This window comes from Streptomyces sp. NBC_00459 (assembly GCF_036013955.1).
In the GTDB taxonomy this organism is placed as follows: domain Bacteria; phylum Actinomycetota; class Actinomycetes; order Streptomycetales; family Streptomycetaceae; genus Streptomyces.
Genome location: NZ_CP107903.1, coordinates 2,874,249 through 2,895,791, shown reverse-complemented (window position 1 = coordinate 2,895,791; position 21,543 = coordinate 2,874,249). Strand labels below are relative to the sequence as shown.

Genomic DNA, 21,543 nt, shown 5'->3' with positions numbered 1-21,543 from the left:
CTGGCAGCATGAGCCGATGGTCGACGCCAGGGACGAGCAGGACCCGTACATCGAACACCGCAGGCTGCTGTTCGCCACCGCCTACCGCATGCTGGGCAGCGTCACCGACGCGGAGGACGTCCTCCAGGACACCTGGCTGAGCTGGAGCACAGCGGACCGCGACACGGTCCGCCACCCCAAGGCCTACCTGGTGCGCACGGTCACCAACCTCTCACTGAACCGCCTCACCTCCGCGCGGGCGACCCGCGAGACCTACGTCGGGCCATGGCTCCCCGAGCCCCTGCTGACCTCCCCCGACATCGCCGCGGAGTCGGAACTGGCCGACAGCGTCTCCACCGCGATGCTCGTCGTCCTGGAAACCCTCAGCCCCGTCGAACGCGCCGTCTTCCTGCTCCGCGAGGTCTTCGGCTACTCGCACGCCGAGATCGCCGAGACCCTCGAACGTCCCGAGCCGACGGTCCGTCAGATCGCCCACCGCGCACGGGAACACGTCCAGGCCCGCCGCCCCCGCTTCGACGCCGACCGGACCCGGCGCCGCCAGGTCACCGCCCAGTTCCTGGCGGCCTGCTCGGGCGGTGACCTGAACGCCGTCATGGAGCTGCTCGCCCCCGATGTCACCGCCTGGTCCGACGGCGGCGGCAAGGTCACCGCAGCCCGCCGCCCCCTCCACGGCACCGACCGTGTCGCGCGCTGGCTCGTGGGCTTCCTGGCCAAGCCCGAACTGGCCACCCTGACCATGGAACCGGCCGTCATCAACGGCGAGCTCGGCGTCCTGGCCACCCTCGGCGGACACACGGTCGGCGCCCTCTCGTTCGACCTCGTCGACGGCCGCATCCAGAACCTGCGCTTCCAGGTCAACCCCGAAAAGCTCAGCGGCCTGACCCCCGACAACAGCTTGGCGCTGCCCTGAGGCGTCGAGCCCGGAAGCACTTCCGGTGGGACCGGTGGGTTCGGTGCGCGGCCGGTGAGGTGCTGGTCAGCCGAGCGGGTTGGCGGTGTCGCGCAGGGTGGCCAGGGCCGGGGCGTACATGCGGGCCTTGATGGTGCCGAGTGTGTCGCCGGCCTTGGCCACCTGGGCCTGGGCGATCTCGACTGCGGTGGAGCGCACCGCGTCCTCGGTGACCGACTGGTCGACGATGCCGGCCGCCGCGGCGTCGGAACCGCCGTAGCGGTGGGCGGTGACCATGGCCTTGTGGGCGGTCTGTGGCGCCAGGCGTGACTGGATGAGGGCGGCCATGCCGGGGGTGAAGGGGATGTCGATGTCCGCTTCGGGCAGGCACCAGTAGCCGCGGTCGGCGCGCATCACGCGGAAGTCGTGGGCGAGGGAGAACATCGCGCCGGCGGCGAAGGTGTGCCCCTGGAGCGCGGCCACCGTGATGACCGGCAGCGACAGCATCCGCGCGAACAGCTCATGGACCGAGACGACGTAGTCGTGGTACTGGTCGGAGTGGGCGAACAGCCAGTCCAGGTCGAGCCCGTTGGAGTAGAACTTGCCGGTCGCGGCGGTGACCAGGGCGCGGGGGCCCTCCGCCTTCTCCACCTCGTCGAGCGCGGCACTGACGGCGGTGAGCCAGTCGGGGTGGAAACGGTTCTCTCCGTCTCCCAGGTCGAGGACGAAGACGTTGTCGTGGCGGTCGAGCGAGGGCATGGAGACTCCTTCGAGCTGAGCTGACTGGTTCAAGTCGCTGCGGGTGCGAGGGACTGCGGGTCTGCGGGTCACGGACCGGGCCCTGATTCGGTGTTGGGGCGGTCGCGCGGGGCGTGGCGGAGCAGGTCGTCGATCCCGGTGGCGGCTGCCTCGATGGGAGCGGTGCTCTGCTCGGTCCGGCACATGATCACCTCGCCTTCGACCGCGCCTTCGACCGCGGCGACGATCAAGCCCCCCAGCCGACGGCTGCGTTCCTCGGTCAGGCCGTGCCGGACGAACAGGACCGCGAGGGACTCCTGCCGGCGGGCGAAGACAGCGGCTGCCGAGAGCGATCGGCCAGCCGACCCGGAAGCCGCTCGCCACGAGCCGGTAGCACCACAGGGCGAAGGACACGTCGACGGCCTCCACCGGTCGTCGATGAGCTGCGTCCGCCCGCCGGGGACGTGTTGGTGGACCGGGCCCCGAGGCGCTCCGCTGTGTGCGAGCACGCGGTCGATGCCGGTCGTGTGCGCCCCGTACTCGCGCAGCGGGGAGGCAGTGCCGAGGATCGTCCGGTCACGGCTGTCACTCCTGCGCGGGCTCATCCGCCCACCACCCTTCCGACGGCGGTGTGGCCCGCCGGGCGAGCTACCTGTCAGTAACTTATGGGGTGTGGCACAGAACAGGCAAGGGGAGATCAGGTGGCGGCCCGGTCCTCCGGGAGGTTCGGGCCCGACAACACCGTGGCGATGCGGTTCAGGAGGTCTACCGCTTACTGACGGTCGTGGGAGTACTCGATCCGACGGCGCCGACGACGACGGCCATGGCGAACCGGCGGCGGGGACGGACTCGCGACCCGGACGCCGTCGCGGCCTCCCGTCACACGCGGCCCTCCGGGCGCGGTGGCCGGCCCTCGGCGTCGATGGTGGCGCGGCCGGTGGCCGCGAGGAGCGTGAGCAGCGCGAGTACGGTCAGCAGGGCGATGACCAGCAGCAGGACGCTCGGAGTCGTCGGGCGGTTCCAGAGCGCGAACAGCAGGGCCACGATCAGCAGGGCCGTCAGGGCGATCCACCTTCGGTGGGCCTCGGCCCAGATCCCCACCCGGCCGGTGCGGGCCTCATGGGCGTACGCCCACCGCGCCGCGGAGTCGGCGGCGCGCTCGGAGGTGCCCCGGACGGCGCGCGGCAGCTTTCCCGGGCCGATCAGATAGGCGCCCAGCGCGATGACCACACCGAGCACCATCGTCGTGCGCAGGCCGGCCCTCAGGAAGCGCAGCAGGGTGTCGAAGACGGCTGCCGCGGCGGCCTCCGACAGCACCTGGGGCGGGAGACGATCCAGGTAGTAGCGGCGGGCGACGACCAGGGCGACGGTCACGACCAGGCAGGCGAAGGCCACGCCGAGAGCCGTACGGGCCAGGGCCCGGCGGCGCCGCCGGGCCAGCAGTACGCCGGCCGTACCGATCACCACGAGCAGCGCGGGCAACCAGTTCCCGAGCACGTCCAGCAGACGGACACCCTTGCGGATCTTCTCCAGTTGGTCGGACCGGAGAAGCACCATCTGCTGGTCGACCTCGGGGATCCTGGCGGCCGGTGACAAGCCGGCCTTGACGAGCGACCGCCTGACCTGGTCGACGGCTTCGCCGACATCGAGGGTGACCGTCCCGTTGTCCACCCCCACCGCACCCCGGCCCTCGCCCGTGAGCGCGTGCACGACCCCGGCGTGGGCGGCCCGGTTGGCGTCCGTCCAGATCCGCTCGAAGCGGTCGTCGCGCACGAAACGGGTGGCCACCTTCTCGACCGTGTCGGCGACCGCCGAGTCGAGTTGCGGGCCCAGACCCTCCACGGCCTGTGCCGCGCGGGGCGGCAGCCCCTGCGACCGCAGCCAGGCGGCGATGTCCGCGGCGGCCCGGGTGCCGTCCGCCCGCGCTTCGGCGGCTCGGGTGATACGCCTGACCGCCGCTTCCTCCATCGCCGGATGCGAGGCCAGCGGCGCGACCGTTTCCACGTACCGGTCGGTGTCCAGCGCGATGTCGTGCACCCACACGGTGAGCAGGGCGACCGGCACCAGGACGCAGGTGAGCACGAGGAGCACCGCCGAGGAGGCCTTCCGCGTGACCCGCACTGGGGCCGAGCCGTGCCCGCGACTGCTCCCCGCCGTGTCACCCGCCTCCGCCTCCGGGGCGGCAGCGGGCTCGGACGGCTCGTGCGGGCTGGCGGCCATGCGGACTCCAAGACGTCTGGTGCGAGTGCCTCCCTCCATTTCCGCCGCTCCACGGCAGGACGGCCCGCCCGGGTGGGCCGTACGGGCCAGAGTCCGCAGTGCCCGTGTCGGCGTCGAGGAGCATCCCTCGCCGGCCTGTACCAGGAGGCCACCGGCGTGATCACGCGGCAGGCGGGGCTGCGGCTGCCCACCGTGGCGTACGTCGGGTGGTTCGGGCCGCGCGGTCTCGCGTCCGTCGTGGCCCTCGCCGCGCGGTACGGCCGCAAGCTCGGGAGGACCGCGGCGACCACGCCCGGCCCGCGCGAGGACGCACCCGTACCGGCGCGCCCCCGGGAAGCGTGGGCCCGGTACCCCGGACAGGCCCGGGCGGTGAGGAGGCGGGGAAGCCGGCGGGGCGCCCGCGTCGAGGTCAGGAGGCCAGGACCTTCTGCTTGGCGTGCTGGAACTCCGTCTCGGTGAGGACACCCTTGCTCTTGAGCTCCGAGAGCTTGGTCAGCTCGTCCGCCGGCCCGCTGCTGCCCGCGTGTCCCTGGAAGTACGCGTCGAGCGACTCCTGGCGTGCCCTGGCGGCCTGGTGCTCCCGCTTGCCCATGTCACGCCCCCGGGCGACGAGATACACGAAGATTCCGAGGAACGGCATGATGATCACGAAGAAGGTCCACCCGGTCTTCCCCCAGCCGCTCAGCGAGTCGTCGCGGAAGACGTCGCCGATGACGCGGAACAGCAGGGTGATCCACAGGATCCACAGGAAGATCCACATCATCGTCCAGAACGCTCCCAGCAGCGGATAGTCGTATGCCAGGTTCAGGTTGTCGCTCATGGTCGTCCTCCTGCCCGTGCCGTGCCTCGCGGCGCGGCAGTCGTCTTCGGCCCCTGCACGCGCTACGCGTTCAGGGCACGGACCCGGCCGGTGTGTACGGCGTCGGTGAGTGCTTGGTGGTCGTGTTCGTTCTGGTCGGCGTAGCGTTCGGCGAAGACGGCGAGCGCGCGGTCGAACACGTCGCCGCCGCCCAGGTAGGCGCCGATGGCGACGCGGTCCCCGGATCTGGCGTGGGCACGGGCGAGAGTGGCGCCGCAGAGTTCACCGAAGGCGCGCATGTCCTTGGGGGTCATGAGCTGGGGTGCGGCGATGCCTTTCCAGTCCCGCAACTGACGTACGTAGAAGTCGCGTTGCCGTCCGTCGATCCCGGTGACGCGTGCCCAGCCCAGGCAGATGTCGCTCGCGGCCTGCATGAGACGCTGCCCCGCGACGACCCGATGGCCCTGGTTGTCGTAGGCGCTCGCCCCGGCGAACGGGGCCAGCACGGACCGGTCGGCCTCCTTGGCCTGGAGCAGCAGCGGATCCTCGTCGTCCCTGCCGAGCAGCAGGATGATCCAGCACCGGGTGCCGACGCTGCCGACCCCGACCACCTTGCGGGCCATGTCGACGACCCGGTACTGCCGCAGCAGATGGCGGCGGTCGGACTCCAGACTGCGTCCGTAGCGCTCGATCAGCTCGCGCAACTGCTCCTCCAGGGCGTCGCGTTCGACGTCCGGCAGCAGATCCTGGAGCGGCACGATCAGGGGAGGGTCGGCGGCGATCCTGCGGTGGCCGTCGACCACCCGCGTGAGCTTCCCGAACGCCTGGAGACTGTCGCGGCCACGCGCCTTGGCCATGGCCCGCCGGGCACGCTCGCGGGCCCGCGCCCCCACCTTCCCGCCCGCCAGCTCCCACAGCACTTCCGTGTCGGCCTTGGCGTACCAGACGGCGAGGTGGCCCAGGCCGGCGAAGTGACGCATCCGCTCGCGGTAGGACCGTACGGCGGTCCGTACGACAGAGGCCCGTTCGGCGTCCGTGTAGCCGTTCTCGCGTCCGGCGATGGCCAGGCTGGCCGCCAGCCTCTTGACGTCCCACTCCCAGGGGCCTGGCAGGGTCTCGTCGAAGTCGTTGATGTCGAACATCAGGTGCCGTTCGGGCGAGGCGAGCAGCCGGAAGTTCAGCAGATGCGCGTCACCGCACAGTTGCGCGGTGAATCCCGAGCGGGGCGTGTCGGCCAGGTCGCCGGCCATCACGGCGGCGGCACCCCGGTAGAAGCGGAAGGGGGACTCCAGCATCCGGCCGTAGCGGATGGGCACGAGTTCCGGCAGCCGGGCGGCCGACTGGGCCTCTATGACGTCGACCGGGTCGGGTCGCTTCGCCGACTGCCGGTACTCCGCGTGAGCCGAGCGCGGCGCGTCCGCCCGGGCGGCCCGGCCCAGCGCCGCCCGCTCCTTCGGATGCCCTCCGCCGGCCTGGTCGGCCATGACGCCACCTCCTGGACGGAGCCGGCCCCGGGGAGACCTCTGGCCCCGGTCCGGGCCCGTTTTCGGCCCTCCCACCGTTCCACACCCCGCATCGGGCGGCATCTCGAAGTGCGCGGCGCACTTCGCGGGACCAGATTGGAAGTAACCCGACCGGCCCGACGAAGCATGTGCGGTCGGGTGGGCCGTACGACACGAAGGAGCCTGTGATGGCCAGTCATGCGAGTGGGAGCCGCCCGGGTGCGGCCGTACGGAGCCCGGCGAGGAGCGGTACCGGGATCGGCAGCGGCTGGTTGGTCTTCGCGGGTGTCCTGATGATCTTCGGTGGTCTGATGACGCTTCTCGCGGGCATCGCCGCCATCGCCGAAGACGACGTGTTCGTCACCACCCGCAACTACGTGTACGAGTTCGACATCACCGGGTGGGGCTGGATCCATCTGGTGATGGGCGTGGTCATCACTCTCGCAGGTGCCGCCCTGTTCCAGGGCGCCACCTGGGCCAGGGCCGTCGGCGTGGGGCTCGCCGGTCTGGCCATGCTCGCGAACTTCCTCTGGATCCCGTACGCGCCGCTCTGGGCCGTCGTCCTGATCGCGCTCAACGGCTTCGTGATCTGGGCGCTGTGCACCGCTCCCAGCCCGTCGGAGCGATGAGGCGAGGACGGCTCGGTACCGGCCGTCCCGCGGCTACGGCTACGGCTCCGTCGAACGGGGCAGGGTCCCCGGGATCCGGTGGGTGAGGAGCACGAGGAGAGCGGTCCACCCCGGGCTCACGCACGCCTCGTCGAGGGCCGTCGCGGAACTCTCGGCAGGGGCCTGCCGGGGGTGCCGTGCGCGCATCGTCCCAGTGGCCCCGCAGGGCGGACCGGGACCCGCCGGGGAGTCAACCGGCTGGTGGACTCCCCGGCGGGCGCGTCAGCGGTGGGCGAACTGGAGCCGTGTCGGCTGCACGGCGTCCGGGCGCAGCGCGATCCCGTTGACGGTCAGTTGCTGGCCGTAGATGTCGGTGAGCCTGATCGAGCCGCCGCAGCCAGTGCCGTTGGGGGAGAGGAAGTAGTTGTAGCCGGTGCGGGCGAGTTTGCGCCAGCCGTTGCCGGAGCGGACCTCCAGGCGGGCGAGCGGGTTGCGGTGGCCCAGTGCCTGGATGCCGCACCAGTAGCGGCTGGAGCCGTTCTTGTAGCGGATCGAGACCTTGCCCGCCGTGCTGGGGCTCACCAGGCTCCAGGTGATCGAGGTCCGGCCGGTCGAGACGGGGACCAGTTTGGCGAAGGCCTGTTCGCTGAGGTCGAGTTGCCGGGGTGCGCAGGGCAACGGGCACTCGTTGGTGATCCTGACCGTGACGGATTTGCCGTTCGACGCGCTGACGCGTACGTACGCCCCGCAGGCCTTCGACGTCTCGTAGTCGGTGGTGTTCATGGCCGCGATCATCATGTTGGCGCTCGGGCCGTACGAGCAGGCGCCGTCCCCCACCCCGGCCCTGTAGACGGTGGCGACCCCCTTGTAGGTGACCTTGGGCCGGATCCGTCCGGCCAGCGGCGCCGTGGGCGCCGCCTTCTTCGGGGCCGGAGTCGTCTGGGCCGCGGCGGCGGGCGGGGCGGCGACCTGCGTGGCCTCGGCCCTGCTGCCGGGTTGCACGGCCACGATCAGCCAGACAAGAAGTCCCGTGACGGCCAACGCCGCGGTGGTGCCCATCATCAGTCCGCGCCGGTTCCTGCGGTGCCGCGCGGTCTGCCTGGTTTCGTGCATGTCGATCCGTTCGCGAGAGGGTGTTGCGCTCCTGGGTCGCCACAGGAGGCGGAAAGGTTGCCGCCGTTGTGGCCCGGGGATCTTCGCGGCCGGCCCCGGTGGCTCAGTACGCGAACACTCGCCCCGTCGGCAGCCCGGGGCTGACGAGGCCGCTCTCGTAGGCGATCGTGACCAGGTGGGCGCGGGAGGAGGCGCCGAGCTTTCGCAGGATCCGGTTCACATGGGACTTGACGGTGAGCGGGCTGATGCCGAGGAGCTGTGCCAGCGTCCTGTTGTCCGGCTGGGTGGCGATCAGGGCGAGGACCTGGCGCTCCCTCGTGGAGAGTTCGCCCAGCACCGGACTCGGCCGGGTGGCGGGGATCCTCGTGGTGGTGGACGGCGAGGAGATGACGGTTCCGCCCTGACCTATCAGGGCGAGTGCCGCCACGAAGGGGGCCGTCTCGATGCGGGGGTCAAGGATGCCGGTGACTCCGACTCGCAGAAGCGGGCCGGTCTCCTCGGCGGGGATGTCACCGATGACGGCGACGGGGTTGTGGGTGGCGGCGCGGCGCAGGGACAGCAGTGTCGTGGTCCCGGGGGAGGGCGTCAGGGCCGCGGCGTCGACGAGGAGGATGTCGGGCCTCAGGGAAGGGAGTTGGGCCAGAGCGTGGGTGAGGTCGGGGATCTTGGCCTGGACGGTCAGGAGGGCGGAGTCCTCAATGACGCGTGCGTAGGCGTCGCGCGTGAGGGCGGCGCCGGCCGTCAGGAGTACCCGGTGCATCGTTCGTCCTTGGGTCGCCGTGGGGAGGGTGGGGATCCGGTCGGCCGGGGCGCCGCTCGGGCGGGTGGGAGCGCGGCGGGGGTGACACCACGGGCCCGCCCGATGGACTCGCCGGACTCAGGAGACCGACTGGGGTTCTTTCTGATTCAGGTTCAGGTTCTGGTTCTGGTCCGTCGACGGGGCCTTCTGGAGGCTGATGCCTTCGATGTCGAGGTCGGGCAGGATCCTGTCCAGCCAGGCCGGCAGCCACCAGGCGGCCCGCCCGGCGAGGGCGAGCACCGCGGGTACGAGGGTCATCCGTACGGCGAAGGCGTCGATGGCCACGCCGACGGCCAGGGCGAACGCGATGGGTTTGATCAGGGAGTCGTCCAGGGGGAAGAACCCGGCGAAGACGGTGAACATGATCAGTGCCGCCGCGGTGACGACCCGCACGCTGTGTCGCGCGCCGTCGACGACCGACTGGCGGGCCCGGCCGGTGTGGGCCCATTCCTCGCGCATCCCCGAGACGAGGAACACCTCGTAGTCCATGGCCAGTCCGAAGAGCACGCCGATCAGGATGATGGGCAGGAAGCTGACGACGGGTCCGCTGTGCGGCACATCGAGGACGTCGGCCAGCCACCCCCACTGGAAGACGGCGACGACCAGGCCGAGCGAGGCGCCCACCGAGAGCAGGAAGCCGACGGCGGCCTTGACGGGGATGACGAGTGACCTGAAGACGATCATCAGCAGGAGCAGGCTGAGACCGACGACGATGCCGACGAAGGGCAGCAGCGAGTCGCTGAGCCGGTTGGAGACGTCGATGTTGACGGCGGTGGTGCCGGTGACCGCGACCGAGGCGCCGGTGGTCTCACGGAGGCCGGGCGCGGCCTCGCGGATGTCACGGACGAGGTCGCCGGTGCCGACACTGTCCGGGCCCGAGGTGGGCAGGACGGTGATGACGCTCTGTGCCGGGTCGCTGGTGGGCTGGGGTGCCAGGACAACCCTGACGTTCTTGAGGGTCCGGAGCTTCTGGGCCACCAGCTCACCGGCCTGTGCGCTCGTGGCAGCCGTGCCGTTCTTCGTCTCGGCCAGTACGAGGAGCGGGCCGTTGAAGCCGGGACCGAACTTGTCGCTGATCGTGTCGTAGGACCTGCGCTCGGTGGAGGCGTGCGGGGCGGAGCCGTTGTCGGGAAGGGCCAGGCGCATGTCCATGGCGGGCAGGGCGAGGGTCACCAGGACGCCCGCGACGGCGAGCACCGTCAGCAGCGGCTTGGCGATGACCCACTTGGTCCAGCGGGTGCCCATGGGGACGCGGCCGGTGGTCCCCTCGGAGCCGGAGCCGGAGCCGGAGCCGGAGCCGGAGCCGGAGTGGGAGTGGGAGTCGGCGTCGGCCGCCCGCCGGGCGGCGCGGCTGCCGGGCTTGGGGGTGAGCCGGGAGCCGGCGAATCCCGCGACGGCGGGGACGAGGGTGATCGCGGCCAGCACGGCGATGAGTACGGCTCCGGCGGCCCCGAGGCCCATCGTGGTCAGGAACGGGATGCCGATGACGCTCAGCGCGGCGAGCGCGATGATCACGGTGATGCCGGCGAAGACCACGGCGCTGCCGGCCGTGCCGGTGGCCAGCGCGATGGATTCCCTGGGGTCGGTTCCGCGGGCCAGCTGCTGTCGGTGGCGCGAGAGGATGAACAGGACGTAGTCGATGCCGACGGCCAGGCCCAGCATGAGGGCGAGTGTGACGGCCGTGGAGGAGATGCTGACCGCGGGCGCGAGGGCGAGCAGCCCGGCCAGACCGACCGCCACACCGATCAGCGCGGGCAGCAGCGCCATGCCGGCGACCAGCAGCGAACCGAACGTGACGACGAGGACGAGCAGGGCCACGGCCACGCCGATGATCTCCGAGGGGCCGACGTGGACGCCCTTGCTGCTGTAGACGGATCCGCCCACCGACGTCCTGAGCCCGTCCCTCTCCGCGGCTTTCGCCGCGTTCTCGATCGCGTCCACCGACGAGGTACTGACCTGCGCGTTCTGCACGGGGTACTGGACCTGGACGATCGCCGTGGTCCGGTCGGCCGAGACGGCGCCGGAGGTGAGGGGGTCGACGACCTCGCTGACCTGGGGGGCCTTCCTGACCTCCGCCACCGTCCGGGCGATGGTCGCGGCGTAGGCGGCATCGGTGACCCGGTGGCCCCTGGGAGCGGTGAAGACGATCTGGGCGCCGGCGCCCGAGGCTTCCGGGAGGGTCCTGCTCAGGCTGTCCAGCGCACGCTGAGACTCGGTGCCGGGTACCGCGAAGCGGTCGTCGAGCTTGCCGCCGAAGACGCTGACGCAGGTGATGAGGGCGGCCAGGACGAAGAGCCATATGCCCAGGACGAGCTTTCGGCGCCGGTAGGCGCTGTGGCCCAGTCGGTGGAGCAGAACGGCCATGACGAACTCCCTAGGACAGTGGGGATCCCGCAATCGGTAGGCCGACTTTATCATCTGCTCAAGTCGAATGAACGAGTCGTGTGACTCGTGCAGGTGCCCTCGTCGCTTGAAAGTGCAGCTCGGAGTGCATGCAAGGGCGACAAAATAAGGCGACATTGTCGAATGACAATGTCGCCTTGTGGGTGGTGGGGGTCTCCCGCTGTCGCGGGGGACGGTTCAGGTCGCCGGTACGGACACCAGGTCCAGCCGGCCGCCCGCCATGGCCACCACGGCGGACACGAAGGCCTGGAGACAGGTGTGCTCGGCCTTCTCGTCGGGGTGGGAGAGGTGCTGCATGGTGAGTCCGTCGAAGCCTGCAAGGAAGAACCGCGCGATCGTCTCCGCGGGCTGGACGAGGGTCTGGCCCGAGCGCTCGGCCGCCTCGGTCACCAGTCTCGCCGTCACCTCCGTGATGCTCCGGTAGTGGCTGTCGAGGGCCTCGCTCAGGGCGGGGGAGCGGAGCGCGAACATGGTCAGCTCCGTGAGGAGCTGATGGCTGGCGGGCTGCTCACGCACCGTCCGCCACAGGGCCGCGGCCAGCGCGCCGGCCGTCTCCTCGAATCCGGCGTCGGCCGGCGCCGCCTGCTCTACCTGGGCGATCAGATCCTGGGTGAGCTGCTCCATGACGGCTCGGTACAGCCCCTCCTTCGTGCCGAAGGTGTAGTGCACCGTGGCCTGGGCGACCCCCAGCTCGGCGGCGATGGCGCGGGTGCTCCCGGCCGCGACTCCCTCCCTCGTCATGTAGTCGATCGCTGCTTTGATCAGCTGAGGGCGGCGCTCGGCCGCGGAAACGTGAGCCATGACTCCATGGTATCGACTGAGTCTGCTGAATGAGTCGCCCGAACAAGTCCCGTTTTCCGCCGGACTGTCGGGGCCGCACGGCCGCTGGGGTCCCGTCCGTGGCCGCGCGGGTCAGTTCCCGCTGAACGGCTGGTGCATACGTTTCCTCCAACACCCGTGACGAACGCCGTGAAGCGGGATGAACGAGGAGGCGGGCCTGTGAAGGAAAGCCAGTTCGATACGTGCGTCATCGGGGCGGGACCTGCCGGGCTGGCGGTCGCCAGGGCCCTGGCCGAGCGGAATCTGCCGTACACGCATCTGGAGCGGCACACCGGGCCCGGCGGTATCTGGGACATCGACAACCCCGGCAGCCCGATGTACGAGTCGGCCCACTTCATCTCCAGCAGGACCCTGTCGGGGTTCGGCGGTTTCCCGATGCCGGACCACTTCGCGGACTACCCGCCCCACCGGCAGATCCTGTCGTACCTGCGGTCCTTCGCCGACGCCTACGGGCTGACCGACCGCATCGAGTTCGGCGTCGAGGTCGAGAACGTGGCGAAGAACGCGGACGGCACCTGGACGGTCACCCGGGCCGACGGACGGGAGAGCACGCACGGGCAGGTCGTCGTGTGCACGGGCGCGCAGTGGCACCCCAACATCCCCGAACTGCCCGGTGAGTTCAGCGGACAGGTCCGGCACACCGTCGGCTATCGCGGCGCCGAGGAGCTGCGGGGCAAGCGGGTCCTGGTCGTGGGCGCGGGGAACTCCGGCTGCGACATAGCGTGCGACGCGGCCCGGACCGCAGACCACGCGGTGATCAGCATGCGGCGCGGGTACTGGTTCATCCCCAAGCACCTGTTCGGCCGGCCGGTGGACACCATCGCCAACAGCGGGCCGCACCTGCCCATGTGGCTGGCACAGCGGGTCTTCGGCGCCCTGCTGCGGATCATCAACGGTGACCCGACGCGGCTGGGGCTGCCGAAGCCGGACCACAAGCTGTTCGAGACCCACCCGGCCATCAACTCGATGCTGATCCACCACCTCCAGCACGGCGACATCACCGCCAAACCCGGGATCGCCCGCACCGAGGGCAGGACCGTCCACTTCACCGACGGCACCAGCGACGACTTCGACCTCGTCCTGCTGGCCACGGGCTACGTCCACAAAGTGCCGGTCGCGCAGCGGTACTTCGGCGACGAGCAGCACCCCGACCTGTACCTGTCGTCGTTCTCGCGCGAGCACACGGGCCTGTTCGGCATCGGCTTCATCGAGACCAACTCCGGTGCGTACCAGCTCTTCGACTCCCAGGCGCAACTGATCGCCGGGTACATCCACGACGCACGGCACGGGCTGCCGAACGCGGAGCGGTTCACCCAGCGGATCCGTGCCGACCGCCCGGATCTGTCCGGCGGGCTGAAGTTCGTCGACTCACCCCGCCACACCGGCTACGTCGACGCCGCGGCCTTCGTGAAGCACCTGGGCAAGGTCGCGGGCGAGATGGGCTGGCGCACCGAGGGCCTGCCGCCGGGCGTGCGGTCCCCGCGACCCGTGGAGGCGACGGCATGAGCGGGTTCGACTTCACCGACAAGATCGTGCTGGTGACCGGCGGCGCGGGCGGCATCGGCAGCGCGCTGTGCCGCCGCTTCGCCTCCGGCGGTGCCCGCTGTGTCGTCGTCGACATCGACGGGGTCCGCGCGATGAAACTGGCCGCCGAGCTTCCCGGCTACGGACACACGGGCATCGGCTGCGACCTGATGGACCGTACCCAGGTGCAGCGGTTGTTCGAGGTGGTCGCCGACGAGCACGGTCGCCTCGACGTCCTCGTCAACAACGTGGGCATGACCAGCGCGGAACGCTTCGACGTCCGCAGCGTCGAGAGCATCGAGCGGGAGATCGCCCTCAACCTGACCTCACCGCTGGTCGCGACCCGGATCGCCGTCCCCCTTCTCCTGCGGTCCCAGGACGCCCGCGTGGTCACCACCGTCTCCCTCGGCGGGATCTTCCCGCTCGGCGAGACCCCGATCTACACCGCCTCCAAGTTCGGGCTGCGCGGCGCGATGCTCGCCATCGGGCTCGACCTCAGGAGCAAGGGCATCCTGGCCGGGTCGGTGCTCCCCTCCGCCACCGACACCCGGATGCTGCGCCAGGAGGCCGTGGAGGGCGGCAACTCGATGCAGTTCCAGGACCCGCCCCAGCAGCCCGCCGACGTCGTCGCGGCCGTGGTGAGCCTGCTGGACAGGCCCAGGCTGGAGGCCTACCCCCGGCCCGCCGAGTCCCGTCTGGTGCGGTTCGCGATGCTCATGCCGAACCTGCTGCCCCGGGTGCTCCCGCTGTTCCGCAAGCGCGGTGACCGGGGCATGGCCCGCTATCTGGAGGAACTCCGCCGACGCGGCCTGGCCCGCCGGACCGACGGGCGCTGGGAACTGGTGGAGGAAGCATGAACACGAACGAGACGCTGAACGTGACGTCGTACAAGACGCGGAACGAGATGCCGTACGAGACGCTCCAGGTGGTCAACCCCGCCACCGGCGAGCCGATCACCACCCTGCCCGCCGCGAGCGCCGACGACGTGGCCGAGGCCGCAGAGCGGGCCCGGCAGGTCCACGGCACCGGGGTGTGGTCGCGGCTGTCGCCCCGGGAGCGCGGCGCGGTGCTGCTGCGGCTGGCCGACCTGATGGGACGCGACTCGGAGGTCCTCGCCCGGCTGGACAGCGAGGACGCGGGCAAACCGATCACCGAATGCCGTACGGGCGATGTGCCCGGGGCGATCGAGTCGATCCGCTGGTTCGCCGAGGCCGCGGACAAGGTCTTCGGCCGGGTCGCGCCGAGCGGGCCCGACGGCCTGGGTCTCATGAGCCGCGAACCGGTCGGGGTCGTCGCGGCGATCCTGCCGTGGAACTACCCGCTGGCCATGACCGCCTGGAAGGTCGGACCGGCCCTGGCGGCGGGCAACTGTCTGCTGGTCAAGCCGGCCGAGGCCACCCCGCGCTCGGCCCTGCACCTGGCCGCCCTCGCCGCCGAGGCCGGTCTGCCCGACGGGGTGCTCACCGTGCTCCCCGGGTACGGCCGGGAAGCCGGCGCGGCCCTCGCCCGCGACCCCCTCGTGGGGGCGCTCTCCTTCACCGGGTCCACCGCGACCGGCCGCCGCATCCTGAAGGAGGCCGCCGACAGCAACTTCAAGCGCGTCTCCCTGGAGATGGGCGGCAAGAGCCCCCAGGTGCTGATGGCCGACGCACTCTCCTACGGCGACGAGCTGATCGACAACATGATCGAGGCCGCGTTCCTGACCATGGGGCAGAACTGCACGGCCGGCTCCCGGGTCCTGGTCCACCGCGATATCGCCGAGGAGGTCCTGGAGCGGTTCACGGCCAGGGCGAGCGAGCTCGTCATCGGCGATCCGGCCGACCCGCGCACGCAGTTGGGTCCGCTCATCAACCGCGCCGCCCACGACCGGGTCGCCGGAGCCGTGGAGGCCGCCCGGGCGGGCGGGGCCCGGATCCACACCGGGGGACTGCCCGACGGGCTGTCTCCGCACGGCGCCTACCACCCGCCCACCGTGATCACCGGCGTCCCCGACGGCAGCGACGTCCTCACCGAGGAGTTGTTCGGGCCGGTCGTCACCGTCCAGACCTTCACCGCCGAGGAGGAGGCGGTACGCATGGCCAACGCCACCGAGTACGGGCTCGCGGCCTCGGTCTGGACCCGCGACCTCGACACCGCGCTACGGCTGGCCCGCGGCATCGAGGCCGGCGTGGTCTCCGTCAACGCCTACAGCGAGGGCGACATCACCACACCGTTCGGCGGCTGGAAGCAGTCCGGATTCGGGGGAGCGGAGAAGTCCACCGACGCCTTCGCCCAGTGGACCCGGGAGAAGACGATCTGGATCCGCACCCGCTGACCTCGGTCTCGGCCTCGGTCTCGGCCTCAGAGGCGAGCCGTACGCATCCGCTCCCGCAGTCGGCCGGGGGAGGTGCCGTGCCAGCGGTGCACGGCGCGGCGCAGTGCCCGTTCGTCGGAGAACCCCGCCCGGCGGGCGATGTCACGCAGGGTCGACTCCGGCCGGAGCAGGAGCTGTTCGACGCGTTCCCGGCGCACCCCCTCGACGAGTGCCTCGTACGTCGTGCCGCAGTCGGCCAGCCGACGGCGCAGCGTCCGTTCGCTCGTCGCGTGCCGCCGCGCCTGCTCACCGAACGTCGGCACCACCGGGAGGCCCTGCGCGACGGAGATCTCCAGCACCTCCAGCAGATCCTGCTGGTCACGACGGGAGGTCATGTGCGCGTCGAGCATCTCCAGCGTCGACGCGTAGCTCACCGGATCCCGGCCGGGCATCCGGAAACGGGCCCACGCGGGGTCGACGACCAGACGGTTCGCGGGCGCGCCGAAGCGGACCGGACAGCGGAACAGGGCTTCGTACAGGTCGAGTTGGCGTGGAGGTGGCGGCGGAAAGGAGAACTCCACCGCCCTCGGGGCGAAGGCGGGGCCGACTGCCAGCCGGGACAGGGTGACCACGGAGGCGAACGCCTCCTCGCTCAGGAAGGAGGCCACGCCCGGGTCCATGGCGGGATCGGGAAGATCGGCTCGCAGCACGAACGCGTCGTCCTCCTCACCCACGGCGGCCGACCACACCACCATCGCCCCGGACAGGTTCTGGTACTTCACCCCGGTCTCGATGGCGTGCCGCAGGGTGTCGTCGGCCATCAGGGCGAAGCCGAGCAGGCCCCACGCGGTCAGATGCTGCGCCGAGCCGACCTTCAGCCCCAGGTGCTCGTCCCCGGTGAGCTCCAGCGCACGGCGGATCACCGCGCTGCCCTGCCGGTACGACACCCGCAGCGCGGCGGAGCGCATGACCGACTCGTCGAGTCCCACCTGCTTCAGCAGGGGGCGCAGATCGACACCGCGCTCGTCGGCGACCACGACGAGATAGCGCAGGATGTTCGGCTGGATCGTCGCCGACGTACTGCGGCTGGTCCCGGCAGGGTCCGCCGGGCCGGGGGCAACGGGCATCGCGCTCACTTTCGCCTCTTCTCCTCGGCGGTCACCGTAGACAGCGGGCGTCACCGGTCGCCAGACCTGGCCGCCGAAGTCCCCTGTACGGCCCCCGACGCCCTGAGTCCGCCCTCCCGCGTCTGGCGCCCAGCAGTCTCCGGACGCGGCCCGTGCGGAGTCGGTGCTCTCCTCGGCCCGGCGGATCCCCGGCCACCGCGCCGAGCGGGCCCGCACCGGCTGGCCGATGTGCGGTGGGCGCGACTAGCATCGCGCCGTGAACACCTACTGGCACGTCGTTCTGCCGCCGCTCCGCGCCTGACCGGGCGCGTACCCCGACGGTTTGCCCCCCGGCCCTCAACGACCTTCGAGGCAGGGGCTGTTGTCGTGCGCGCGCGCCCGTTTTCGGATCCGCTCCCAGACGCATGCGACGACGGAAGAAACACGACTGTGCCGAACCGCACGACCTCTCTGACCCCCGCGCGCCCGGACTCCGCCCGCCCGCGCCCTTCCCGTACCCCGCTCCTCGGCGGCCCCGCGCCCATCCTCGCCGCGGCCGTGCTGTGGGGCACGACCGGAACCGCGAGTTCCCTGGCCCCCGCCGGCGCACCGGCCGCGGCCATCGGGTGCGCCGGTCTCGCCCTCGGCGGCATCCTGCTGTTCTTCACCTCGCGCCGCGCCCGCTCACTGCCGGCTGCCTGCACCCGCCCCGAGCGATGGCTGCTGGTCCTGGGTGCGGCGGCCGTGGCCCTGTACCCGGTCACCTTCTACCCGGCGGTGGCCCGCACCGGCGTGGCCGTCGCCACCGTGATCGCCCTGGGCAGCGCGCCCGTCTTCGCCGGACTGCTGGCCTGGATCACCGGAGGGGCCCGGCCGACCGCACGCTGGAGCGCCGCCACCGCCGCCGCCGTACTGGGCTGCGTCCTGCTGGTCCTCGGCCCCGAACTCACCGGACACACCACGCCGATGGACCCGACCGGCATCGCGCTCGCCGTGGGCGCCGGACTGTCGTACGCCGTCTACTCGCTGATCGGCGGCAGGCTCATCACCCGCGGACACCCCTCGGACGCGGTGATGGGCGTGCTGTTCGGCGCGGCCGGACTGCTCGTCCTGCCGCTGGTGCTGTGCGTCGACACGCACTGGCTCACCACCACCCGGGGCGCGGCGGTGGCCGTGTATCTCGCCCTGTTCACCGTCCATCTGGCCTACCGGCTCTTCGGGTACGGCCTGCGCCGCACCCCCGCGTCGATGGCCACCTCGCTCACCCTGGCCGAGCCCGCCGTCGCCGCGGTCCTGGGTGTCACCGTCCTCGGCGAGCGGCTTCCGGCCGCCTCCTGGTGCGGGCTGGCCGTGCTCGCTGTGGGCCTGGTCATGCTGACGGCCCCGGCCGGAGCGGTGACGAGCGCGCCGGAGGACTGAAGCGCGAGAGCTCTGGGTGATCCGAAGCCCGAAGCCCCGCGTACCGCCGCCGCGGTACCGGGGCTGCCGGCTCCTGGTCATCCGGGTCGGCGTCAGATCGTGCCGCTCTCCCACCACCAGTCGCGGCCCAGGTCGGCCCTGCTGTCGACGTGCTGGTGGTCGACGGTGTACCTCTCCAGACCGGAGAACCCGCAGGTCTCCGCCTTCTGGTAGACGGTCTTGGTGGCCACGCCGGGCACGTCGAGGTCGGCGGCGGTGCCGTACAGGTGCATGCTGTCGCTCGCCCCGCCGATGTCGGCGTTGTGCGCGATGCTCCGGAAACCGGAGTTGACCGTGATCGGCTTGTCGCCCAGCTTCTTGCGCAGCGCCTCCAGCTTGTACATGCAGCGGCGGGCGTTCTCCTTCACCGTGGCCGCGCTCACCTTGCCGCCGTTGAAGTTGCCGCTCGCCTGGTCGTAGAACTCGCTCCAGTTGAAGTGGGCCGTGGAGCCGTCCGACTGCTCCAGCGCGTTGAGCTTCGCCTGGGTGTTGGGCCCGGCGACCCCGTCGTCGTCGAGACCGTACGCCGCCTGGAACCGCTTGACGGCCGCGGCCGTGCCGGGACCGAAGTCTCCGTCCAGGCCGACCCGGGTCTGGCTCGCGCTGTCGGCCGCCCAGCCCGCGACCCGGATCTGGAGCTCCAGCACGTCGGCGCCGTTGTCGCCCTGCTTCATGGTGCGCGACCACGAGTAGGCCTGCGCGGTACCGGAGAGCAGCAGCGGGCCGAACGCCAGGCCGGCGCCGACGGCCAGCGTGCCGCGCAGCATGCCGCGGCGGTCGAGCGAGCGGCTGCCGACGGAGCGGCCGTCGGCGGAACGGAAGAGGAAGGTCATCGTCGTCCTTTCGGAACGGTGGTGCGAGAAGGAGCGGAAAGAGGTCAGTAGGCGAGCTGGAAGTTCACGTTCTGCGCGTCGGTGTCATAGGGGCCGACGCGCAGGACGAAGCGGGTGCCGTCCTTGACGTCGGTGGCGACCGTCGCCCACGGGGTGCCGTGGAGGGAGTACGTGTTGTCGTGGTTGCACTTGTCGGTGTGGTCGACGAACACCACGCAGGCGTACAGGAAGCTCTGGTCGTCCGTGGTGAGCCGCATGTTGATGTCACCGCACCGCGAGGACGTGGTGAAGGGGCCGTACTCCCTGGGCCCGTCCCCCTTGTAGCGGTAGTTCAGGTTCTTCGCGCCGCCGTAGCAGCTGGTCGCCGCGGCCGAGGACTGTGCGGCGGCGGGCGCGGCACCCGCTCCCAGCAGTGCGGCGACGGTGACGAGAGCCGAGGCGAGCGCCCTGGTCCTGATCATGGTGGGTCTCCGTTCGGTGAAGTGGGTGAGAGGGTCAGAAGGCGATCTGGAAGGTGGCTGAACTGCCTTCCAGATCGACGCCGTTGGGCACGGTGAACTTGGTTCCGTTCAGGACGTCGGTGGCGATGGTCGTCCAGTTCCGGCCGATCTTGGTCCAGTAGTTGCAGGCGCCGACCTTCGCGAACTGCACGCAGGCCCAGCCGAAGTCGGCGTCGCCGCCGGTCATGCGCATGTTGATGTCCGTGCAGCGGCTCGTGGTCACGTACGGGCCGAAGTCGCGCACCTCCCCGTAGTGCACCGTGACCGCTCCGCCGTAACAGCTCGTGGCGGCGGCGGAGGAGGTGGCTGTGGCGGCCGAGGCGGGCCCCGGGACGGTGAGGCCCAGGGTGACAAGCAGGGCGACGAGGGACGCGCGGGCGAACCGGGCGGTCATGGGGACGCTCCTAGGTACGGCGGCGGTGGCGGCCGGGGTCACCGGTTGGCCAGCCGGTCGAGGTCGGCCTGGGTGCCGTTGAACACGTCACCGGTCGCCGGTGCCTGGATGCCCGGGAACAGCGCGGCGTCGGTGTACTGCCACATCGCCCAGGTCGTCGAGCCGTTCGGCAGCGGCGGCTGGGTGATCGACTGGCGGTAGTCCGCGAGTTGCAGCGGATACCGGGCGAAGGCGGTGGTCGAACCCAGGCAGTCGTCCAGGACGGACTTCTGGGTGTAGATGATCGGAGTACGGCCGAAGGCCGCCTCCACCCGGTCGAGCCAGGCCTTGGCGTCGCCCACCGTGCCGTAGGTGGGACAGCGTCCGCTGCCGTCGTCCATGCGTTCCAGGTCGAAGACCGGCGGCAGGTCGCCCGCCCGCTTCCCGGTGTACCCGGTCGCGCGGACGGCGGCGATGAACCGGTCGGCCTGGGCGCCACCCGTGTCCGCCGCCGAGCCCGTGTAGAAGTGGTACGGCGCGACGGCCAGCCCCGCCGCCCGCGCTCCCTGGAGGTCGGCGGTCAGGTACTCGTCGGTGACGTTCGTGCCCCGGGTGGCCTTGACCGTCGCGAACTCGACACCGGAGGCCCGCACGGCCTTCCAGTCGATCGGCGCGCCGCCGGGGTGCTGGTACTTGGCCGTGTCCAGGCCGTCGATCGGGTAGCCGGCGGGGCGCGGCGGCGTGCAGTACGTGTTACGGCCGGACCAGTCCACCAACTTCGCCCAGGTGTTCGGGCCCACGGTGCCGTCGGCGCCGAGGTTGGCGCAGTGCTGGAACTCGACGACCCGGGACTCCGTACCGCCGCCGAAGTCCCCGTCGATCGTCAGCGGCGGATAGTGGAACGCCTCCATGGCCAGGTTCAGCCGGCACTGAACCTCCTTGACCTCGGCGCCATTCGCACCCCGTTTCAGCGTCGGGCGCGCGTCGGTGTGGCCGCACAGGGCTGTCTGCGCCGTGCTCGACGTGCCCTGGGTCGCGCAGGTGTGCGGCTGGGCCGCCCAGGTGTTCAGCGACGCCCAGGTCCGGGGGCCGAGCACACCGTCCACGTCCAGTCCGGCACACTGCTGGAACTCCTTGACCCGTGTCTCCGTCGCCGGCCCGAACGAGCCGTCCGCCGCGATCGGCGTGTACCGGCTCGGCTTCGTCGCGAGACTGAGCTCGCACTGCGCCTCGGCGATCGCCGCGTCCCCCGTCGATCCCCGCTGCAGTGTGGGCTGTGCGCTCGTGTGGCCGCAGACCGCGACCGCGGTGGCCGCGGACTGTGCCGCTGCCTGTGCCGCCTGTACCGCCGTGGGCCCGTACAGGGGCAGGACCGCTGCCACGGCGAGGGTCAGACCCCGCAGAAGCGTCCTCTGTCCCATCTGGTTTCTCCTCATGGTGAGTGGCCGGGAGCCCCCGGTCGCCGGCCATGCTGGCATCGGCCGTCCCGCAGCGGATGCTCCTGCTCCGGATCGGGACGGCGGGACGGCGATACGCCTGTGACCT

Annotated in this window: 20 protein-coding genes; 6 read left to right on the top strand and 14 right to left on the bottom strand. The window is 71.3% G+C overall.

What is annotated here, in order from left to right; all coding sequences use genetic code 11:
* Window positions 1-16: 16 nt before the first annotated feature.
* Window positions 17-910 carry an RNA polymerase sigma-70 factor gene (locus OHN74_RS12695; protein WP_327694678.1) on the top strand — a complete coding sequence of 298 codons (894 nt, stop codon included), beginning with the start codon at window positions 17-19 and terminating at the stop codon, window positions 908-910.
* 66 nt (window positions 911-976) lie between these two features.
* Here OHN74_RS12695 and OHN74_RS12690 read toward each other — a convergent pair whose 3' ends face one another.
* The 5 genes from OHN74_RS12690 to OHN74_RS12670 form a co-directional block, all read right to left on the bottom strand.
* On the bottom strand, window positions 977-1,648 hold the full coding sequence (locus tag OHN74_RS12690) for an enoyl-CoA hydratase-related protein (RefSeq protein WP_327694677.1): 672 nt from the start codon (window positions 1,646-1,648) through the stop codon (window positions 977-979).
* 68 nt (window positions 1,649-1,716) lie between these two features.
* The gene (locus OHN74_RS12685; protein WP_327694676.1) at window positions 1,717-2,232 is read right to left on the bottom strand and encodes an LmrA/YxaF family transcription factor; all 516 of its coding nucleotides are present in this window, start codon (window positions 2,230-2,232) and stop codon (window positions 1,717-1,719) included.
* A 274-nt stretch (window positions 2,233-2,506) separates the two neighbouring features.
* On the bottom strand, window positions 2,507-3,847 hold the full coding sequence (locus OHN74_RS12680) for a hypothetical protein (protein WP_327694675.1): 1,341 nt from the start codon (window positions 3,845-3,847) through the stop codon (window positions 2,507-2,509).
* Between the two features lie 409 nt (window positions 3,848-4,256).
* Window positions 4,257-4,667 (bottom strand): SHOCT domain-containing protein, encoded by a 411-nt coding sequence (locus OHN74_RS12675; protein WP_327694674.1) that lies wholly within the window; start codon window positions 4,665-4,667, stop codon window positions 4,257-4,259.
* Between the two features lie 62 nt (window positions 4,668-4,729).
* Window positions 4,730-6,130, bottom strand: a complete 1,401-nt coding sequence (locus OHN74_RS12670; RefSeq protein WP_327694673.1) for a DUF2252 domain-containing protein — start codon at window positions 6,128-6,130, stop codon at window positions 4,730-4,732.
* Between the two features lie 206 nt (window positions 6,131-6,336).
* On the opposite strand from OHN74_RS12670, the gene OHN74_RS12665 reads away from it, so the two are divergent.
* Window positions 6,337-6,777: a DUF7144 family membrane protein gene (locus tag OHN74_RS12665; RefSeq protein ID WP_443060381.1), complete on the top strand. Its 441-nt coding sequence runs from the start codon at window positions 6,337-6,339 to the stop codon at window positions 6,775-6,777.
* Between the two features lie 261 nt (window positions 6,778-7,038).
* Here the strand turns inward: OHN74_RS12665 and OHN74_RS12660 are convergent, their stop codons facing one another.
* The 4 genes from OHN74_RS12660 to OHN74_RS12645 all read right to left on the bottom strand — a co-directional run bounded on the left by OHN74_RS12660 (window position 7,039) and on the right by OHN74_RS12645 (window position 11,872).
* Window positions 7,039-7,869, bottom strand: coding sequence for an expansin EXLX1 family cellulose-binding protein (locus OHN74_RS12660; RefSeq protein ID WP_327694672.1), 831 nt, complete (start codon window positions 7,867-7,869; stop codon window positions 7,039-7,041).
* A gap of 103 nt (window positions 7,870-7,972) precedes the next feature.
* Entirely contained in the window at window positions 7,973-8,629 is a 657-nt protein-coding gene (locus OHN74_RS12655; protein ID WP_327694671.1) for a helix-turn-helix transcriptional regulator, read from the bottom strand.
* 117 nt (window positions 8,630-8,746) lie between these two features.
* Window positions 8,747-11,032, bottom strand: coding sequence for an MMPL family transporter (locus tag OHN74_RS12650; protein ID WP_327694670.1), 2,286 nt, complete (start codon window positions 11,030-11,032; stop codon window positions 8,747-8,749).
* A 216-nt stretch (window positions 11,033-11,248) separates the two neighbouring features.
* Window positions 11,249-11,872, bottom strand: coding sequence for a TetR/AcrR family transcriptional regulator (locus OHN74_RS12645; protein WP_327694669.1), 624 nt, complete (start codon window positions 11,870-11,872; stop codon window positions 11,249-11,251).
* A gap of 198 nt (window positions 11,873-12,070) precedes the next feature.
* Here OHN74_RS12645 and OHN74_RS12640 point away from each other — a divergent pair, with 198 nt between their 5' ends.
* From OHN74_RS12640 to OHN74_RS12630, 3 genes are read left to right on the top strand one after another with little or no spacing between them, the layout of a single operon-like run.
* Window positions 12,071-13,417 carry a flavin-containing monooxygenase gene (locus OHN74_RS12640; protein WP_327694668.1) on the top strand — a complete coding sequence of 449 codons (1,347 nt, stop codon included), beginning with the start codon at window positions 12,071-12,073 and terminating at the stop codon, window positions 13,415-13,417.
* Window positions 13,414-14,292 carry an SDR family NAD(P)-dependent oxidoreductase gene (locus tag OHN74_RS12635; RefSeq protein ID WP_327694667.1) on the top strand — a complete coding sequence of 293 codons (879 nt, stop codon included), beginning with the start codon at window positions 13,414-13,416 and terminating at the stop codon, window positions 14,290-14,292. Before OHN74_RS12640 ends, OHN74_RS12635 begins: the two co-directional genes overlap by 4 nt.
* Window positions 14,293-14,339: 47 nt before the next feature.
* On the top strand, window positions 14,340-15,749 hold the full coding sequence (locus tag OHN74_RS12630; protein ID WP_443060548.1) for an aldehyde dehydrogenase family protein: 1,410 nt from the start codon (window positions 14,340-14,342) through the stop codon (window positions 15,747-15,749).
* A gap of 26 nt (window positions 15,750-15,775) precedes the next feature.
* Here the strand turns inward: OHN74_RS12630 and OHN74_RS12625 are convergent, their stop codons facing one another.
* On the bottom strand, window positions 15,776-16,855 hold the full coding sequence (locus OHN74_RS12625; protein WP_327694665.1) for an AraC family transcriptional regulator: 1,080 nt from the start codon (window positions 16,853-16,855) through the stop codon (window positions 15,776-15,778).
* Window positions 16,856-17,284: 429 nt separating this feature from the next.
* Between OHN74_RS12625 and OHN74_RS12620 the strand changes: the two genes are divergently transcribed.
* Complete coding sequence (locus OHN74_RS12620) at window positions 17,285-18,253, top strand: DMT family transporter (protein ID WP_327694664.1); 969 nt, start codon at window positions 17,285-17,287, stop codon at window positions 18,251-18,253.
* Between the two features lie 92 nt (window positions 18,254-18,345).
* Here the strand turns inward: OHN74_RS12620 and OHN74_RS12615 are convergent, their stop codons facing one another.
* From OHN74_RS12615 to OHN74_RS12600, 4 genes are read right to left on the bottom strand one after another with little or no spacing between them, the layout of a single operon-like run.
* Window positions 18,346-19,125 (bottom strand): D-Ala-D-Ala carboxypeptidase family metallohydrolase, encoded by a 780-nt coding sequence (locus OHN74_RS12615; protein ID WP_327694663.1) that lies wholly within the window; start codon window positions 19,123-19,125, stop codon window positions 18,346-18,348.
* A gap of 44 nt (window positions 19,126-19,169) precedes the next feature.
* Complete coding sequence (locus OHN74_RS12610) at window positions 19,170-19,586, bottom strand: hypothetical protein (RefSeq protein ID WP_327694662.1); 417 nt, start codon at window positions 19,584-19,586, stop codon at window positions 19,170-19,172.
* A 34-nt stretch (window positions 19,587-19,620) separates the two neighbouring features.
* Entirely contained in the window at window positions 19,621-20,019 is a 399-nt protein-coding gene (locus OHN74_RS12605; RefSeq protein ID WP_327694661.1) for a hypothetical protein, read from the bottom strand.
* A gap of 38 nt (window positions 20,020-20,057) precedes the next feature.
* A complete protein-coding gene (locus OHN74_RS12600) occupies window positions 20,058-21,419 on the bottom strand; it encodes a GH25 family lysozyme (RefSeq protein ID WP_327694660.1) in 1,362 nt (453 codons plus the stop codon).
* Window positions 21,420-21,543: the final 124 nt, after the last annotated feature.

Bases quoted from the DNA above. Each gene is read 5' to 3' on its own strand.
- OHN74_RS12695 (WP_327694678.1), top strand. From the start codon at position 17: ATGGTCGACGCCAGGGACGAGCAGGACCCGTACATCGAACACCGCAGG.
- OHN74_RS12690 (WP_327694677.1), bottom strand. From the start codon at position 1,648: ATGCCCTCGCTCGACCGCCACGACAACGTCTTCGTCCTCGACCTGGGA.
- OHN74_RS12685 (WP_327694676.1), bottom strand. From the start codon at position 2,232: ATGAGCCCGCGCAGGAGTGACAGCCGTGACCGGACGATCCTCGGCACT.
- OHN74_RS12680 (WP_327694675.1), bottom strand. From the start codon at position 3,847: ATGGCCGCCAGCCCGCACGAGCCGTCCGAGCCCGCTGCCGCCCCGGAG.
- OHN74_RS12675 (WP_327694674.1), bottom strand. From the start codon at position 4,667: ATGAGCGACAACCTGAACCTGGCATACGACTATCCGCTGCTGGGAGCG.
- OHN74_RS12670 (WP_327694673.1), bottom strand. From the start codon at position 6,130: ATGGCCGACCAGGCCGGCGGAGGGCATCCGAAGGAGCGGGCGGCGCTG.
- OHN74_RS12665 (WP_443060381.1), top strand. From the start codon at position 6,337: ATGGCCAGTCATGCGAGTGGGAGCCGCCCGGGTGCGGCCGTACGGAGC.
- OHN74_RS12660 (WP_327694672.1), bottom strand. From the start codon at position 7,869: ATGCACGAAACCAGGCAGACCGCGCGGCACCGCAGGAACCGGCGCGGA.
- OHN74_RS12655 (WP_327694671.1), bottom strand. From the start codon at position 8,629: ATGCACCGGGTACTCCTGACGGCCGGCGCCGCCCTCACGCGCGACGCC.
- OHN74_RS12650 (WP_327694670.1), bottom strand. From the start codon at position 11,032: ATGGCCGTTCTGCTCCACCGACTGGGCCACAGCGCCTACCGGCGCCGA.
- OHN74_RS12645 (WP_327694669.1), bottom strand. From the start codon at position 11,872: ATGGCTCACGTTTCCGCGGCCGAGCGCCGCCCTCAGCTGATCAAAGCA.
- OHN74_RS12635 (WP_327694667.1), top strand. From the start codon at position 13,414: ATGAGCGGGTTCGACTTCACCGACAAGATCGTGCTGGTGACCGGCGGC.
- OHN74_RS12630 (WP_443060548.1), top strand. From the start codon at position 14,340: ATGCCGTACGAGACGCTCCAGGTGGTCAACCCCGCCACCGGCGAGCCG.
- OHN74_RS12625 (WP_327694665.1), bottom strand. From the start codon at position 16,855: ATGCCCGTTGCCCCCGGCCCGGCGGACCCTGCCGGGACCAGCCGCAGT.
- OHN74_RS12615 (WP_327694663.1), bottom strand. From the start codon at position 19,125: ATGACCTTCCTCTTCCGTTCCGCCGACGGCCGCTCCGTCGGCAGCCGC.
- OHN74_RS12610 (WP_327694662.1), bottom strand. From the start codon at position 19,586: ATGATCAGGACCAGGGCGCTCGCCTCGGCTCTCGTCACCGTCGCCGCA.
- OHN74_RS12605 (WP_327694661.1), bottom strand. From the start codon at position 20,019: ATGACCGCCCGGTTCGCCCGCGCGTCCCTCGTCGCCCTGCTTGTCACC.
- OHN74_RS12600 (WP_327694660.1), bottom strand. From the start codon at position 21,419: ATGGGACAGAGGACGCTTCTGCGGGGTCTGACCCTCGCCGTGGCAGCG.